Source organism: Roseovarius litoreus, assembly GCF_900142765.1.
Lineage (GTDB): Bacteria > Pseudomonadota > Alphaproteobacteria > Rhodobacterales > Rhodobacteraceae > Roseovarius > Roseovarius litoreus.
The window spans coordinates 769,632-786,592 of record NZ_FRCB01000001.1; the positions used below are offsets into that span (position 1 = coordinate 769,632).

General features: G+C 61.7%; 13 protein-coding genes. 5 read left to right on the forward strand and 8 right to left on the reverse strand.

Annotation, left to right across the window (positions count from 1 at the left end):
- Nucleotides 1-72: 72 nt before the first annotated feature.
- Both dnaJ and radC read left to right on the forward strand, forming a co-directional pair.
- Nucleotides 73-1,233 (forward strand): molecular chaperone DnaJ, encoded by a 1,161-nt coding sequence (gene dnaJ, locus F3H35_RS03725; RefSeq protein ID WP_149778275.1) that lies wholly within the window; start codon nucleotides 73-75, stop codon nucleotides 1,231-1,233.
- A 196-nt stretch (nucleotides 1,234-1,429) separates the two neighbouring features.
- Entirely contained in the window at nucleotides 1,430-2,194 is a 765-nt protein-coding gene (gene radC / locus F3H35_RS03730; RefSeq protein WP_149778276.1) for a RadC family protein, read from the forward strand.
- Here the strand turns inward: radC and F3H35_RS03735 are convergent.
- The 3 genes from F3H35_RS03735 to secA form a co-directional block, all read right to left on the reverse strand.
- On the reverse strand, nucleotides 2,191-3,750 hold the full coding sequence (locus F3H35_RS03735; protein WP_149778277.1) for a substrate-binding domain-containing protein: 1,560 nt from the start codon (nucleotides 3,748-3,750) through the stop codon (nucleotides 2,191-2,193). The two genes, radC and F3H35_RS03735, sit on opposite strands and share 4 nt — an antisense overlap.
- A gap of 24 nt (nucleotides 3,751-3,774) precedes the next feature.
- Nucleotides 3,775-4,836 (reverse strand): hypothetical protein, encoded by a 1,062-nt coding sequence (locus F3H35_RS03740; protein ID WP_149778278.1) that lies wholly within the window; start codon nucleotides 4,834-4,836, stop codon nucleotides 3,775-3,777.
- A 95-nt stretch (nucleotides 4,837-4,931) separates the two neighbouring features.
- Nucleotides 4,932-7,634, reverse strand: a complete 2,703-nt coding sequence (secA, locus tag F3H35_RS03745; protein WP_149778279.1) for a preprotein translocase subunit SecA — start codon at nucleotides 7,632-7,634, stop codon at nucleotides 4,932-4,934.
- 186 nt (nucleotides 7,635-7,820) lie between these two features.
- On the opposite strand from secA, the gene F3H35_RS03750 reads away from it, so the two are divergent.
- From F3H35_RS03750 to mutT, 3 genes are read left to right on the forward strand one after another with little or no spacing between them, the layout of a single operon-like run.
- Nucleotides 7,821-8,678 (forward strand): peptidylprolyl isomerase, encoded by an 858-nt coding sequence (locus F3H35_RS03750; protein WP_149778280.1) that lies wholly within the window; start codon nucleotides 7,821-7,823, stop codon nucleotides 8,676-8,678.
- Nucleotides 8,679-8,681: 3 nt separating this feature from the next.
- Nucleotides 8,682-9,911: a bifunctional glutamate N-acetyltransferase/amino-acid acetyltransferase ArgJ gene (gene argJ / locus F3H35_RS03755; RefSeq protein ID WP_149778281.1), complete on the forward strand. Its 1,230-nt coding sequence runs from the start codon at nucleotides 8,682-8,684 to the stop codon at nucleotides 9,909-9,911.
- On the forward strand, nucleotides 9,908-10,306 hold the full coding sequence (gene mutT, locus F3H35_RS03760; RefSeq protein ID WP_149778282.1) for an 8-oxo-dGTP diphosphatase MutT: 399 nt from the start codon (nucleotides 9,908-9,910) through the stop codon (nucleotides 10,304-10,306). The genes argJ and mutT overlap by 4 nt, the downstream gene beginning before the upstream one ends.
- Nucleotides 10,307-10,376: 70 nt before the next feature.
- On the opposite strand, the gene infB is transcribed toward mutT, so the two are convergent.
- From infB to pip, 5 genes are all read right to left on the reverse strand, one after another.
- A complete protein-coding gene (gene infB / locus F3H35_RS03765; RefSeq protein ID WP_149778283.1) occupies nucleotides 10,377-12,866 on the reverse strand; it encodes a translation initiation factor IF-2 in 2,490 nt (829 codons plus the stop codon).
- A complete protein-coding gene (locus F3H35_RS03770) occupies nucleotides 12,863-13,495 on the reverse strand; it encodes an RNA-binding protein (RefSeq protein ID WP_149778284.1) in 633 nt (210 codons plus the stop codon). The genes infB and F3H35_RS03770 overlap by 4 nt, the downstream gene beginning before the upstream one ends.
- 23 nt (nucleotides 13,496-13,518) lie before the next feature.
- Complete coding sequence (gene nusA / locus F3H35_RS03775) at nucleotides 13,519-15,141, reverse strand: transcription termination factor NusA (protein WP_149778285.1); 1,623 nt, start codon at nucleotides 15,139-15,141, stop codon at nucleotides 13,519-13,521.
- A gap of 2 nt (nucleotides 15,142-15,143) precedes the next feature.
- A complete protein-coding gene (gene rimP / locus F3H35_RS03780; RefSeq protein WP_149778286.1) occupies nucleotides 15,144-15,716 on the reverse strand; it encodes a ribosome maturation factor RimP in 573 nt (190 codons plus the stop codon).
- Between the two features lie 256 nt (nucleotides 15,717-15,972).
- On the reverse strand, nucleotides 15,973-16,947 hold the full coding sequence (pip, locus tag F3H35_RS03785; protein ID WP_149778287.1) for a prolyl aminopeptidase: 975 nt from the start codon (nucleotides 16,945-16,947) through the stop codon (nucleotides 15,973-15,975).
- Nucleotides 16,948-16,961 lie beyond the last annotated feature (14 nt).

A 16,961-nucleotide genomic window follows, 5' to 3' on the forward strand; every position in this document is an offset into this window, starting at 1 on the left:
CTGACGGGACCAATGGGGCCGGTCCGACCTTTGGGCCGGCCCCGTGCAGTTCCATGACCAAGGAGATCCCCGATGGCCAAACGCGACTATTATGAAGTGCTGGGTATATCGCGGGGTGCGTCTGCGGACGAGATCAAAAAGGCCTATCGCACCAAGGCCAAGGAACTTCATCCCGACCGCAACAAGGACAACCCCAACGCCGAAACCCAGTTCAAGGAAGCCGGCGAAGCCTATGACGTCCTGAAAGATCCCGACAAGAAAGCCGCCTATGATCGCTTCGGTCATGCCGCCTTCGATGGTGGCATGGGCGGCGGCGGTGGCCCTCGGCCCGGGGGCGGTTTTGGCGGTGCGGGGCAGGGCGATTTCGCCTCGGCCTTTTCCGACGTGTTCGACGATCTGTTCGGCGATTTCATGGGCGGTCGGGGCAGTGGCGGACGCCAGCGCGCGGCGCGTGGCGCCGATCTGCGCTACAACCTGCGCGTCACCCTCGAAGACGCCTACAAGGGCATGCAGAAAACCATCAACGTGCCCACCTCCGTGGCCTGCGGCGAATGTAACGGCACCGGCGCCGAAGGCGGCTCCGAGCCGACGACCTGCCCCACCTGTTCCGGCATGGGCAAGGTTCGCGCCCAACAGGGCTTCTTCACCGTTGAACGGACCTGTCCCACCTGTTCGGGCCTCGGCCAGATCATCAAGAACCCGTGCAACGCCTGTCACGGGCAGGGCCGCGTCGACAAGGATCGCGCTCTCAACGTCAACATCCCCGCCGGCGTTGAAACCGGCACCCGCATTCGCCTCGCCGGCGAGGGCGAAGCCGGGATGCGCGGTGGCCCTCCGGGCGACCTCTACATCTTCATCGAGGTGGCCAAGCACGACATTTTCGAGCGCGAGGAAACCAATCTCTTCTGCCGCGTGCCCGTGTCGATGACCGCCGCCGCCCTTGGCGGCGATATCGAGGTGCCCACCATCGACGGCGGGCGCTCGCGCGTGAAGATCCCGGCCGGGTCGCAATCCGGGCGTCAGATGCGTTTGCGCAACAAGGGGATGCCTGCGCTGCGCGGCGGGGCAACCGGCGACATGTTCATCGAACTGGCCGTGGAAACACCGGTCAACCTGACGTCCCGCCAGAAAGAGCTTCTGCGCGAATTCGAGGCGCTGTCCGAGGACAACAACCCCGAAAGCAAAAGCTTCTTCTCGTCGGTGAAAAGCTTCTGGGATTCGATGAAGTCCTGACGCGAAGCCCACCGATCCTGCTCCGGGGCGCGCCGCATTGGCGCGCCCTTTTTCTTTGCCCGGTTACTTTACCTGACAGCAAAGGGTTAATGCCCATCGGCACCGACGTGATACCGACGCAATACCGACGTGATACCGATGCGCTTTTCGGGCCGCTGTTAACGCTTTTCTAACCCTCGCGCGCCACTCTCCGGATATGTCCGATCCGCATGCCTTTTCCGATCTGCCGCTGCCGCTTTTCGCGGCAGACACATCGCCTCCCGCCACCCTCCCCCCCGGCGGGCGCCTGCCCTCCTATATCCGCGACCATCGCAAACGCCTGCGCGACAGGTTCCTGTCGGGCGGTGCTGCCGCGATGCCGGATTACGAGCTTCTGGAACTGGTGCTGTTTCGGGCCATCCCGCGCCGGGATGTCAAACCTCTGGCCCGTCAACTCCTTGATAGATTTGGTGATTTTAACGCCGTCATCTCTGCCTCCGCCGCCCTACTGGGCGAAGTGCCGGGCATCGGCGACGCCGTGATCTGCGAGCTCAAGATCATCGAGGCTGCGGCCCACCGCCTGTCTCGTGCACGCATCCTGCAACGGCACGTCATCTCGTCCTGGGACGCGCTTCTGGACTATTGCCACACCACCATGGCCCACCGTGAAACCGAACAATTCCGCGTCTTCTATCTCGATCGCAAGAACATCCTCATCGCCGATGAGGCGCAGGCCAACGGCACCGTCGATCACGTCCCCGTCTACCCGCGCGAAGTGGTCAAGCGCGCCCTGCACCTCAATGCCAGTGCCTTGATTCTAGTGCATAATCACCCATCAGGTGACCCCACCCCATCCGACTCCGACATCCACATGACCCAGCAGATTCAGACCGCTGCCCAAGCCTTGGGGCTGACCTTGCACGACCATCTCATCATCGGCAAATCCTGCGAGATCAGCTTTCGCGCCCAAGGCTATCTCTAGCGCACCCAGACCTCCACGCGCCGGTTCACCTGCCGCCCCCATTCACTGTCATCGCAGGCCATCGGCATCGCCTCACCAAAGGCTTCCGTCTCAATCGTGATCCGCGATAGATTGGCCGTCTCCGCCGCCGCGATCACCGCCGTCTTCACCGCCTCCGCGCGCTGCTCGGCAATCCGCCTGTTGCCCGCCGCCGGACCTTCACCATCGCTAAACCCCACGAAAACAAGCCTGCGCGCGTCATAAAGCCCGATCTCCAACGCCCGGGCAAGCTGCTGCACATTCGACCGCGACTGCGCATCCAGCCGCGCCGACCCGGCCTCGAAACGGAATGTCGTCGTCAACCGTCTGAGCGGCGAGAGCAGCGCCACCATGCGCTGCAGTTCCTCCAGCCCCACCTCGCTGCCCGCTTGTGTGATGGCATTGGCGAACCGGTCACCTTGGGCATTTATCTCGATTTCCTCCGGCGCCTGATCCACGAATCCCGCCCGCCGCACCACAAGCTGCGCCGACGGATCGCGCAGATACGTCAGAAACTCCCTGACCAGCTTGGGAAACCGCCGCGCCGGCATATACAGGAACAGCGGCGCGGTCAGTGGATAATCCTCGGTCTTGACGGCCCGCCGCGTCGCCCTGAGCGTGAAGCCGCATGTGCCCCTCAAGGCCAAGGTCCATATATTCCCGGTCTCCGAGCGGCTGGTCACACCCAACCCGAAAGGATCACCCGCCACCGCCTCGATCAGGGCCTGACCATCGGCATGGCGTATCGCGCCCTCGACCAGCGCCCCGCCCCGCGCCGCCAGCAAGCGATCCTGCGTCGCCTGTCCGATGCCAGATTTTTCAGTGACGACATGCACCGTTATCGGCGCATCGGGGCCTCCGATATCCGACCAGTTTGTGATTTCACCCGCCAGAACACCAGCCAGTTGCGGAGTGGTTATCGCCTGCAGGGGATTGCTCGGGGCGACGATAGGCACCAGCGCATCCAGCGCCACGATCATACTGCGGCCGCGCGCGTTCAAATCCCCAAGGCCCAGCTCTTCGGCGCGCCTCACCTCGTCGTCGCGGACCTCGCGCATGGACATGACGATATCGGTCGCATCGACCAGCAGATCGGCAAAACCCTCATCGCTGGTCGACAGATGCAGAGTGAACTCACCCACCAGGGCACCGCTTTGCGCATTGGTTAGACCATAGACATATTGCCCATCCGCAAGGTTGGTTCGGCTCAGCTCGTACTCATACCGGATCGCGAAAGCCTCGAGCAACGCAGGGATCAGGACACGCCCGATAACGGGAGCACCAGACAGGGTGACGCGCGCCACGAAATCCTCGAGATTTGGACATCCCGGACCCTCGCACAGCACCCCCGAGCCATCGACCGTCAATTCACCGAAAATAGTATCGACCCGGTAGAACTCACCATCAAACCCGAGAAGATTTCCGGAGATTTCCACATCTCCGTCGCGCGACGTGAGTGTCACATCCTGAGCATTCACCGACAGGCCCGGACCGACCGCAAAAAGTGCGGCGAGGATCGCCGCACGTACTCGTCTCATGGATTGGCCCTCGATTGCTGCGATTTAGTTCCGCGCGATCTTCAGGTCATTGACGATGTTTTTCAACACCAGAAAGTCTCCCGTGGCGTCGCATTGCGGCATTGCAAGCGAAATCTCCTGTATGGATGGCGTCTCTCCCTGCCGGATCGTGATCGTCTGCGCGTCGATATCCCGGCCACAGGTTTGCGCCGTCACCTCGGCTTCGACACTCAGGGTCACCTCGCCCGGACGGATCGCGATGCCCGACGGAAACGTATAGATCTCCGCCATGCGCCCGTTCCCGGCGTCCTGTGTGCCAAGCCGCGTGATAAACCCGCCTTCCCCGGCGGCCGCAACCGACATATCCCGTGCCGCATCGGCCCAGACATGCCCGTCATCGCCATAGCTTGCGCCATATTCCCGCGCATGGATCTGCAAACCGCTATGGCCGCTCCATTGCACCACGACACGGTCATAATAGGACACCGAGGTCACATCGACATTCACCAGCGCACCTTCTCCATTGCCGAACGCAGCGATATACAGCGCGTTTTCCGCAAGGGCCGGCACCGTCATGTTCCATCGGCCCTCAGCATCGGTGACCCCGGTGAACATCATGCCCTGATGATGCAGCGTGAAGCTTTCATTGGGCAGGCAAGCGGCATCCAGCGCAAGGTCCACCATCGCCGCAGCCGCGACAGCCCCGGTCAGCGTCAATTCGCAATCGAAGGACGGAGGGGCCTGTTCGACAGGAAGATCAAGGACCGGGGTCTGCTCGAGACTTGCGTTTACGAAAGCGGAAGCGTCAAGCGACCTGTCCGGCAGCGGCATGGGCTGCGGCGCCGCGGGCGGCATCTCGGGCAATGCCGATGTCAGCGTCACATCCGATAGATCAAGCGGCGGCTCGGGGTTCTCGGCGGCCTGGGCCGCTCCGGTCACGACCAGCGGCGTCGCGGGCCCTGTGGCCGCGACGCTTGCCTTGGGTGTCGCTGCGGCGCCCGTCTGCGATGGCTCTGGCGTCTCCGCCACACTCTGCATGATGAACCCTGTCGTCAGGGCACATGCAAATGTGCCGCCTGCCATCAGGTACCGTCTTAACTTCGACATGATCCGTGCCTCGCACCTACACTACGAAGTCAGGAATATTCCGGAAAAACGGCGTCCCTATGGCGCTGTCAAGGAGTCATTCGGGCCAGACCGGGTCAGGCAAGCCGCCCGTGGCAATGCTTGAACTTCTTGCCAGACCCACAAGGACACAGCTGGTTGCGGCCCGGATTGCCCCAGGTGGTGGGGTCGTTTTCATCAAAGCCGGGCGCTGCATCCTCGGCCGCGACCATACCCTGATCCGCCGTTGGCGCCGCAGCCGCCTCCATCGCGGCGCGCTGCCTGAGAAGCTCATCCATCATGGATTTCTGCTCTTCTTCGGTCATCGGCCGGATCTGCGACAGTTTTTGCGTCACATCCTGACGCAGACTGTTCAGCATGGTCTCGAAGAGTTGGAACGCCTCGTTCTTGTATTCGTTCAGCGGATCGCGCTGCGCATAGCCCCGGAAGCCCACGACGCTCCGCAAATGCTCCAGCGTCAGAAGATGCTCACGCCACTTGGTGTCGATGGCCTGCAGCAGGATCTGCTTTTCGATCGACCGCATCGTGTCAGGGCCGAAGGCGGCCGCTTTCTGCGCCATCATCTCGTCCGCGGCCTTTTCAAGGCGTTCCGCGATGTCCTCGTCGTCAACGCCCTCTTCATCGGCCCATGCAACGACCGGCAGGTCCATGTTCAACTGATCCTTCACAGCGGCATGAAGACCCTCGGTATCCCACTGATCGGCATAGGTCTTGGGCGGCATGTAGGTGTCGACCAGATCGTCGATCACCTCGCTGCGCATGTCCTGCACGATCTCCGAAAGGTCCTCGGCCTTCATGATGTCCAGCCGCTGCTTGAAGATCACCTTGCGCTGCTCGTTCATCACATCGTCGAACTTGAGCAATTGCTTGCGGATGTCGAAGTTGCGCCCTTCGACCTTGGCTTGCGCGCGCTCCAGCGATTTGTTGACCCACGGGTGCACGATCGCCTCGCCTTCCTTCATGCCAAGCGTCGACAGCACCTTTTCCAGCCGCTCAGATCCGAAAATACGCATCAGATCGTCTTCAAGGCTCAGGAAAAACGCCGAACGCCCCGGATCGCCCTGCCGCCCCGACCTGCCGCGCAGCTGGTTGTCGATCCGGCGGCTTTCGTGCCGTTCGGTGGCCAGAACGAACAGACCGCCCGCGTCGATCACGGCCTTTTCGTCATCGGCGTGTTCGGCCTCGATGCGGGCGCGCAGCTCTTCGGGGTCGGCTTCGGGATTGGCGGCAATCGCCTCCATCACCTTGAACTCGACATTCCCGCCCAGTTTGATGTCGGTACCGCGGCCCGCCATGTTGGTGGCGATGGTCACGGCGCCCAGCTTGCCGGCATCGGCGACGATCTGTGCCTCCTGCTCATGCTGGCGCGCGTTGAGCACGTTGTGAGTGATCCCGGCAGAGGTCAGCAACCGGCTGAGCATTTCCGACTTCTCGATCGAGGTGGTCCCCACAAGAATCGGCTGGCCCTTCTCATGGGCTTCGCGGATCGTCTCGACGATCGCATCGAACTTTTCCTGCGCCGTGCGGTAAACGGCGTCATCCTCGTCGATACGGGCGATCGGCTTGTTGGTCGGCACTTCGACCACGCCCAACCCATAGATCTCGGCGAATTCCTCGGCCTCGGTGGCGGCGGTGCCGGTCATTCCCGACAGCTTTTCATACAGGCGGAAATAATTCTGGAAGGTGACACTGGCGAGCGTGACGTTCTCAGGCTGGATCTTGCAGCCTTCCTTGGCCTCGATCGCCTGATGGAGCCCGTCCGACAAACGCCGGCCCGCCATCATCCGTCCGGTGAATTCGTCGATCAGTACAACCTCGCCATCGCGAACGATGTAATCCTTGTCCTTCAGGAAAAGCTTGTGCGCGCGCAGACCCTGATTGACGTGATGCACGATAGTCGTGCTCTCCGGATCATAAAGCGACTGCCCCTGATCCAGAAGACCGCGGTCGTGCAGAACCTCTTCCAGATATTCGTTACCCTCGTCGGTGAAGGTCACGTTGCGGGTTTTTTCATCGATCTTGTAGTGCTCTTCGTTCAGCAGCGGGATCAGCTCATTGATGCTGACATAAAGCTCGCTGCGATCCTGTGCCGGACCGGAAATGATAAGCGGCGTGCGCGCCTCGTCGATCAGGATACTGTCCACCTCGTCCACGATGGCGAAATAATGATCCTTCTGATTCATCTCCTCGAGCGAGGATTTCATGTTGTCGCGCAGATAATCGAACCCAAGCTCGTTGTTGGTGGCATAGGTCACGTCCGACGCATAGGCCTGCTTTTTCTCGGACTCGGGCTGCTGCGGGTAAACCACGCCTGTGGTCATGCCCAACGCGGCATAGACCTTGCCCATCCATTCGGCATCGCGCTTGGCCAGATAGTCGTTGACCGTGACGATATGCACACCCTTGCCCGCCAGCGCGTTCAGGTAGCCGGGAAAGGTCGACACCAGCGTCTTGCCCTCGCCGGTCTTCATCTCGCTGATATTGCCCTGATGCAGGAAGATGCCCCCCATCAACTGCACATCGAAGGCGCGCAATCCAAGCGCCCTTTTCGCCGCCTCCCGACAGTTCGCAAAGGCTTCGGGCAGAAGGGCGTCAAGGCTTTCACCCTCTGCGAGTCGCTTCTTGAATTCCTGGGTCTTTTCGATAAGCCCCGCGTCACTCAACGCTTCGTACTCAGGTTCCAGCGCGTTGATCTTCTCGACCAGCGGGCGTGTCGCCTTGATCTTGCGGTCATTCGGGGTGCCGAAGATCTTCTTGGCGACAGTTCCAATACCCAGCATATCCAATCCGTTCCGGTGTTTGCACTTGTCAGTGAGAGGCAATTGCTTGCCCCGCCTTCCGCACCACCCTAGAAAGGCACAGAATGGCGGTGTCTTGGTCCAAAGCCGATGTAAGGGGCCGCCGTTAGAGTGTCAACGTCGCGCAGGCGCGCGTCACCCAACGCAGCACTGCAAAGGAAAGACTTCATGACCTTCCGTACCAAGCTTTTCCCGGCCCTCGCGATTGTCGCAGCGGTCGGTTTCGCACAAGCCCCGGCAGCTCAGGACAGCCCGGATATCGATACCGTTCTGGCCACTGTGAACGGCACGGATATCACCTTGGGCCACATGATCGCGCTGCGCGCCAGCCTGCCGGCACAATATGGCCAGCTGCCGCCGGAAATCCTGTTCAACGGCATTCTCGACCAGCTGATTCAGCAAACCCTTCTCATGCAAAGCTTCGAGGGCGAAGTCTCCAAGCGCAGCGCCCTCGTGCTTGAAAACGAACGCCGCGCGATCCTCGCCACCGAGGTTATCGAAAAAGTGATGCAAGGCGCTCTGACCGACGCCGACGTTCAAGCCGCCTACGAAGAGCGCTATGCCAACGCCGGACAAGAGACCGAATACAAGGCCGCACATATCCTTGTCGAAACCGAGGAAACAGCTCGCGACCTGATCGCCCAGCTGGACGGCGGCGCCGATTTCGCCACTCTTGCCCGCGAAAATTCGACCGGCCCCTCTGGTCCCAATGGCGGCGATCTGGGCTGGTTCGGCCCCGGTGTCATGGTCGAGTCGTTCTTCAACGCCGTGGCAAGCCTCGAGCCGGGACAGGTCTCCGAGCCGGTGCAGACCCAATTCGGATGGCATGTCATCAAGCTGAATGAAACCCGGCTTACCGAAACACCCCCGCTGGAAGAGGTCCGCGCCGAAATCGAAGAAACCCTTCGGCAGGAAAAATTCGACGACCATGTCGACACCCTGACCGGCCAAGCCACGATCGAACGTAGCGATGCATCGGGTATCGCGCCGGAAACGATCAACAATCTCGATCTTCTGGAGAACTGACAAATGGGCGCAAAGCCTCCGCTGTCCCCGCTTGCTCCTGCCTCTTTTCCCGATCTTCCGCATATCGCCGGGGTGCGCTTTGCAACCGCTCAAGCCGGGGTGCGCTACAAGGGCCGCGAAGACGTGATGCTGGCCGTTCTGGCCCCCGGCACGGCCATGGCCGGGGCCTTCACGCGCTCCGCGACGCGGTCTTCTGCGGTGCTTGATTGCCAGCGGAAAATTGGGCAGCACAGCAGCGCCGGGGCTGCGATCCTCGTCAATTCGGGCAACGCAAACGCCTTTACCGGGCGCCATGGCGATGCATCGGTCAAGGCGGTGACCGATGCCGCTGCAAAGGCTCTGAACCTGCCCGAAACGCGGATTTTCACATCGTCCACCGGTGTCATCGGCGAGCCGTTACCGCATGACCGCATCACCGCCAAACTCGATGAGCTGTCCGCCAACTTGGCCCCCGACGCGATCGACGCCGCCGCGCGCGCCATCATGACCACCGACACCTTCGCCAAGGGTTCTGGCACCACCATCACGATCGACGGGCAAAACGTGCATATCGCCGGTATCGCCAAGGGATCGGGCATGATCGCGCCGGACATGGCGACCATGCTGGTCTATATCTTCACTGATGCGGTGATCGACCAGCCGGTTTTGCAATCCATGGTCACCGCGCTGAACCGCACCACCTTCAACTGCATCACCGTCGACAGCGACACATCGACCTCCGATACGCTTCTGGTGGCGGCCACCGGCGCGTCCGGCATCCGGGTCACCGACGAAAGCATCGGCTTCATGGCCGGTCTGCGCCAGGTCATGCTCGATCTCGCCCATCAGGTCGTGCGCGACGGCGAAGGCGCCACGAAATTCGTCGAAGTGTCGGTGACCGGCGCCGCCAGCGACGCCGACGCTCACACGCACGCCATGGCCATCGCCAATTCGCCGCTGGTCAAGACGGCCATCGCCGGCGAAGATCCCAATTGGGGGCGGATTGTCATGGCCATCGGCAAATCCGGCGCGCGGGCCGACCGGGACACGCTGTCCATCTGGTTCGGGCATATCCGCGTGGCGCGCGATGGCTGGGTCGATCCCGATTACGACGAGGCGGACGCGGCCCTTTACATGAAACAGCAAGAGCTCGTGATCCATGTCGATCTCGGTCTTGGCGGCGGCACGGCGGTTGTCTGGACCTGCGATCTGACCCATGGCTATATCGACATCAACGCCGATTACCGCTCATGAAGACCTTGCTTGTTTCTGCCGTGGCACTGATCGACGTTGATGGCCGCATTCTTCTCACACAACGTCCCGAGGGCAAGTCCATGGCTGGCCTGTGGGAGTTTCCGGGCGGCAAGGTCGAGCCGGGCGAAACGCCCGAACATGCGCTGATCCGCGAGCTTGAAGAGGAATTGGGCATCAACACCTGGCAAAGCTGTCTCGCGCCGCTGACCTTTGCCAGCCACAGCTATGACGATTTCCACTTGCTGATGCCGCTCTTCGCCTGTCGCAAATGGGACGGAACACCGCAGGGGCGTGAGGGGCAGACCCTGAAATGGGTCAAACCGAATGCCCTGCGCGACTATCCCATGCCGCCGGCGGACATTCCCCTGATCCCGATCCTGCGCGACTGGCTGTAAGACCGTCCTGCAAAACGCGAAAAGGGGCCGCCCTTGGGCAGCCCCTGTCAAACTCGCGTTGATATCAGGATCAATCCAGCGTGCGTTCGACCTCTTCGCGCTCGAAGATCTCGATCACGTCGCCCGGACGCACATCTTCGTAGTTCTCGAACGCCATGCCGCATTCCTGACCCGATTGAACCTCCGAGACTTCATCCTTGAAGCGCTTGAGCGTCTTCAACGTGCCTTCGTGGATCACCACGTCGTCGCGCAGCAGGCGCACCCCGGCAGACCGGCGTGCGATACCCTCGGTAACCAGACAGCCGGCAACCTTGCCGACGCCCGACACCTTGAACACTTCCTTGATCTGCGCATAACCGATGAAGTTCTCGCGGACCTCGGCACCCAGCAGACCGCTGGCCGCCGCTTTCACATCGTCCACCAGATCGTAGATCACGCTGTAATAGCGGATTTCCACGCCTTTCTGGTTGGCGCTGTTACGGGCCGGCGCATTGGCGCGGACGTTGAAGCCCAGAACCGGTGCGCCTGACGCTTCGGCAAGGCCGATGTCCGATTCCGTGATGGCGCCGACGCCCGAATGCAGAACGCGCACGCGCACCTCTTCGTTGCCGATCTTCTCCATCGCCTGAACGATCGCCTCGGCAGAACCCTGCACGTCGGCCTTGACCAGAATCGGCAGTTCCTTGACGTTCTCGTCTTCCTTGGCCTTTGCCAGAAGCTGCTCCAGCGATGTGCCGGCACCAGCCGCCGCGCGCTTTTCCTTGGCCGCTTTCTCGCGATACTCGGCGATTTCACGCGCCTGCGCTTCAGTCTCGACCACGTTCAGAACGTCGCCCGCTTCCGGCGTGCCATTCAGGCCCAGAACCTCGACGGGAACCGACGGGCCTGCAATCTGCACCCGCTCACCACGGTCGTTGATCAGCGCGCGCACCTTGCCCCACTGTTCGCCGACGACAAAGATATCGCCCTGCTTCAGCGTGCCTTTCTGCACAAGCACCGTCGCCACCGGGCCACGGCCCACATCAAGCTGCGCTTCGATCACCGCACCTTCGGCAACCCGATTCGGGTTGGCCGTCAGTTCGAGGATCTCGGACTGCAGCGCAATCGCCTCGAGCAGCTCTTCAAGCCCCTTGCCGGTCTTGGCCGAGACTTCGATATCCTGCACGTCACCGGACATCGCCTCGACGACGACTTCGTGCTGCAACAGATCGGTGCGCACCTTGTCGGGGTTCGCATCGGGCTTGTCACACTTGTTGATCGCAACGATGATCGGCACCTGCGCCGCCTTGGCGTGGTTGATCGCCTCGATGGTCTGCGGCATCACCGCATCATCAGCGGCCACCACCAGAACCACGATATCCGTCACCTGCGCACCACGGGCGCGCATGCTGGTGAAGGCCGCGTGACCGGGCGTATCGAGGAATGTCAGCAACGCACCCGAGTCGGTCTCGACCTGATAGGCGCCGATATGCTGGGTGATTCCCCCGGCTTCGCCCGACACCACCTTGGCATCGCGGATCGCATCCAGAAGCGATGTCTTGCCGTGGTCCACATGGCCCATCACGGTAATGACCGGCGGTCTCGGCTGCAGATCTTCGGGCTTGTCCTCGACCTGATCGATCACGTCTTCAACGTCCGAGTCACTGACCCGCACGACGCGATGTCCGAACTCCTCGATGATCAGCTCGGCGGTATCGGCGTCGATCGTCTGGTTCTGCGTGACCATCATGCCGTTGCTCATCAGCGCCTTGATGATGTCGCCGACGCGCTCGGCCATGCGGTTGGCCAACTCCGAGACAACGATCGTCTCGGGCAGCTGCACGTCGCGCACAACCTTTTCGCGCTCCTGCATACCGCCCATGGCCTTCTGGCGGGCGCGTTCCTGCTTGCGCTTCATCGCGGCCAGAGATTTCTGGCGACCGCCTTCGCCACCGGCCAATGCCTGATTGAGCGTCAGCTTGCCAGCGCGGCGCCCACCGTCATCGCGGACCTTGCCACGGCCACGCTCCTGATCCCGGTCCGTATTGACCTTTTCCTGCTTGCGCGGCGGTTGTTTGGCGGGTGCGCGTGTGGCCGCATCCTCGCCTGGCGGCGGCGGAGGCGGTGCCGCGGCAGCCTGCTCGGCTGCGAGGCGCTTGCGCTCTTCCTCATCGGCCTTGGCGCGGGCGCGCTCTTCGGCCTCGCGCTGTTCGCGCTCTTTGGCCTCGGCTTCTTCACGACGGCGCTGGCGCTCTTCCTCGCGTTCTTTTTCCTCGGCCTCACGGCGCGCGGCATCCTCGACTTCGCGGGCCTGTGCGGCCTGCAAGGCGCGCATGCGGCGCTCCATCTCGGAATCGGAAATACCGGCAGGGCGCTTGGACGCATCGCCAGAGGACGACTGCGGTCTCGATCCCGCAGCACCGCCCGCCGCAGGCCCACCCGGCTTGGGTTTGACCACGCGCTTGCGCTTTGTTTCCACGACGACGTTCTTGGTCCGTCCATGGCTGAAGCTCTGCTTCACATTCCCCGAACGGGGACCGCCACGCACACCCAAAGTCTTTTTCTCGTCGTTGTCGCTCATCTGGTTCCACTTCCTTTCCGGCGGCTCTGTCCGCCGTTCGAGACGCGCAGGCCCTTCAACCTTGCCGCCTCCTCTACAACACGTTGGGCCAAACCGCCAGCACCCAGTACGGCGTGCACAGCCGTTTGTCGCCCGAAAGCCTGACCCAGTTCCGCCGCGGTCAACCACCCGATAAAGCGGCCACCATGGGGGGTGCTCAATTTCGATTTGCCCCGTTCCGATCCGTCGCTGGCCTGCAGCAAGACGGTGGCCTCCTCCTTGGAAAGCCAGTCCTTGACCTTTTCATAGCCCGTGACCGCATCGCCGCCCTTCCGGGCAAGGCTGATCAGGTTCACGACTCGGCGCACCAACTGATCCTCGATCAAGTCGGGCAGGTTCTCGGGCACGGTGACGGCCTGACGCGCCGCCTTGGCAAACAGCTTTTTACGGACCGCCGTCTCGATCGCGTCGCGATCGGCGGACACCCAGATGCCGCGCCCGGGAAGCTTACCTGCGATATCCGGGGCAAGCTGCCCATCAGGGCCAACCACGAAGCGGATCAAGCCCTGCGCCGGGCTCACTTCACCCGTGGCAATGCACTTGCGTTCGGGACCTTCGCTCCGGTCCTTGGGTTGCCCACCGCGCCCCATCAATGCCTCCGAGGCCTGACGGATCAGGCCTCGGCCTCCTGATCTTCGCTCTCGTCGCCGTCGATCTCTTCGAGATCCGGCTCAAGCTCTGTCGGATCGACCCAGCCCAGCATGACCCTTGCCGTCATGACCATGTTCTGTGCTTCCTCAAGCGAGACGTCGAACGGTTCCAGTACGCCCTCGTCCTTGACACGCTGCCCATCCACCGTCGTCCAGCCGCCAGCCAGCTCCCAGTCGGCGCAGGTGGCGAAATCCTCGAGTGTCTTCACACCATCTTCCGCCAGCGCAACGATCATCTGGGGTGTCAGACCCTCGAATTCAATGAGGCTGTCCTCGGCGCCAAGCTCGCGGGCCTTCTCCATCGCCGCGCGCGCCTGCGCATCCAGCACGTCGCGGGCGCGGGCCTGAAGCTCGTTGGCGGTGTCCTGATCCACCCCGTCGATCACCAGAAGCTCGTCGATCTCGACATAGGCGACTTCCTCGAGATTGGTGAAGCCCTCGGAGACCAGAAGCTGGGCGAAGAACTCGTCCAGATCCAGCGTGTCCATGAACAGCTTCGTGCGCTCCTCGAATTCCTTCTGGCGGCGCTCCGAATCCTCGGCCTCGGTCATGATGTCGATGTCCAGACCGGTCAACTGGCTGGCAAGGCGCACGTTCTGACCACGGCGACCGATCGCCAGGCTCAACTGCTCTTCGGGAACGACAACCTCGATACGCTCGGCTTCCTCGTCAAGAACCACCTTGCTCACCTCGGCGGGCTGCAACGCGTTCACAAGGAAAGTCGGCTGATCTTCGTTCCACGGGATGATGTCGATCTTTTCGCCCTGAAGCTCGTTCACGACGGCCTGCACACGGCTGCCACGCATACCCACACATGCGCCGACCGGGTCGATCGAATTGTCATAAGAGATGACCGCGATCTTCGCCCGGCTGCCGGGGTCGCGTGCGACGGCCTTGATCTCGATGATGCCATCGTAGATTTCCGGCACTTCCATCTTGAACAGCTCGGCCATGAATTCCGGCGCGGTCCGGCTCAGGAAAATCTGCGGACCGCGGGCTTCGCGGCGCACATCCTTGATATAGGCGCGCACACGGTCGCCGGGGCGATAGCTTTCGCGGCCGATTTTTTCGTTGCGGCGCAGGATCGCCTCGCCACGGCCGACATCGACGATGACATTGCCGTATTCCTCGCGCTTGACGACACCGTTGATGATGGTGCCCGCGCGATCCTTGAATTCCTCGTACTGACGATCGCGCTCGGCTTCGCGGACCTTCTGAAGGATCACCTGCTTGGCCGACTGCGCCGCGATGCGGCCCAGATCGACGGGCGGGATCTCTTCGATGAACTCATCGCCGATCTTTGGATCTTCCAGGTACTGCTTGGCCTGATCGACGGTCATTTCAGCCTGATAATTCTCAAGCTCGTCATCCGCCACCACGGTGCGCACGCGGGTGAAATTCGCCTTGCCGGTCTTGCGGTCGATCGACACCCGGATATCCATCTCGGCGCCGTAACGGCTCTTGGCCGCCCGTGCGAGGCTTTCTTCCATCGCCTCGACCACAAGGCCGGGATCGATCATCTTCTCGCGGGCCACGGCCTCGGCGGTTTGCAGCAGCTCAAGCTGGTTTGCAGAGGTAATTGCCATCTTCAGTCCTCCTCAGACCCTTCGGTCTCGATCTCGTCAAACGCGTCTTCATTCAATGTGCCAGCGGCCTTTCGGGCCTTCAGCATTTCCTTGATCAGCTCGTCGGTCAGCACCAGCTTCGCGTCGCTCAGCCAGTCGAATTTCAACCCGACCGTGCCTTCCTCGATATTGATCAAAACCTCGTCATCCTCGACACCGGCCAGCACGCCCTTGAAGCGCTTGCGCCCGTCGATCAGCTCCGAAGTCTCGATCTTGGCCTCGTATCCCTCGAAGTCCTCGAAGTCCTTCAGCCGTGTCAGAGGCCGGTCGATTCCCGGGCTGGACACTTCCAGCGTATAGGCGTCCATGATCGGATCTTCGACATCCAGAACCGCGCTCACCGCATTCGAGATCTTGGCGCAATCATCCACCTCGATCCCGCCCTCGGGCTTCTCGGCCATGATCTGCAGCAGATGTGTCTTGCCGCCCATCAAGCGAATACGCACCAGCTCGAACCCCAGGTCCTCGATGACCGGGGTGATGATCTCCGCCAATCGGCGGTCGATCGCGGCTTTTGCAATCAGGTCGTTCGTCATGGATCCTGTCAGCACAAAAAAACGGGCGCGCGGCCCGTCACATATCTCCGGTGGAGCCTGCCGGTTTGGACCCGGAGGCGCCGCTGTTGAGGTGCATATACGCCTCATGTGCCGAGTCTGCAAGAGAAAGCGGAACTTTCCTGCGACCGCTCTCGTAACCCTTTGCCCGAGCTCCCCGATCGGTGCGCGGCACCGACGCAATACCGACGTTATACCGATGTAATACCGACACGCATTTTGCGCCGGTCCGACGCCGTTAACCCTCTCGTGCCAGCCGCGTCATCACCTTGACCAACTCCGCGCTGATCCCCGGCTCAGAGAGGGCATGACCCGCCACGGGGATCATCCGCAAACTGGCATTCTGCCAACGCTCCGCCAGCGTATGCGCAGCGGCAGGCGGACAGATCATGTCATAGCGCCCTTGCACGATCGTGCCGGGAATATGGGATATTTTGCCAATCTGATCAATGATTTGACCATCATACTCCAGAAAGCCGCCATTGATGAAATAGTGGTTTTCCAGTCTGGCAAAGGCCCGCGCGTAATCCGGCGGGCTATCACCTCCCGCCCCATTGGACTGCACCGTCGCCAACGCATTTTCCCAGGCAGACCAGGCCTTGGCAAAGCGGATCTCCTGCGGCCGATCTCCGGAAAACAGGCGTCGGTTATAGGCCGCGATCATGTCGCCGCGCTCATCCTCCGGCACAAGCTCTTGAAATCTCGCCCAAGTTTCCGGCCAGAACCGCCCGGCACCCCCGCCATAGAACCAGTCAAGCTCGGCCTGCGTCATGGTGAAAACACCCCGCAAGACCAGATGCCTTGCCCGATCCGGATGGGTCTGAGCATAGATCAGGGCAAGCGTGGCGCCCCAACTGCCTCCGAAAACGATCCAGTCATCTATCATTAACGCTTCGCGAATACGCTCGATATCGGCCACAAGGTGCCACGTCGTATTTGCCTCAACACTGGCATGTGGGCGTGATCTGCCGCACCCGCGCTGGTCGAACAGGATGATTCGGTAAATATTCGGATCGAAATACCGCCGCATCGCCGGGCTGCATCCGCCTCCCGGCCCGCCATGCAACACCACAACGGGCAGCCCATCGGGTTGGCCCGACTGTTCCACGTATATCTCATGCCCATCGCCCACATCCATCATGCGCCGGTCGAACGGTTCGATCGGCGGATGCAGGTACTGAACTGCGCTCTTTTGATCCGAGAATTTATCCATGACGTCCTATATAG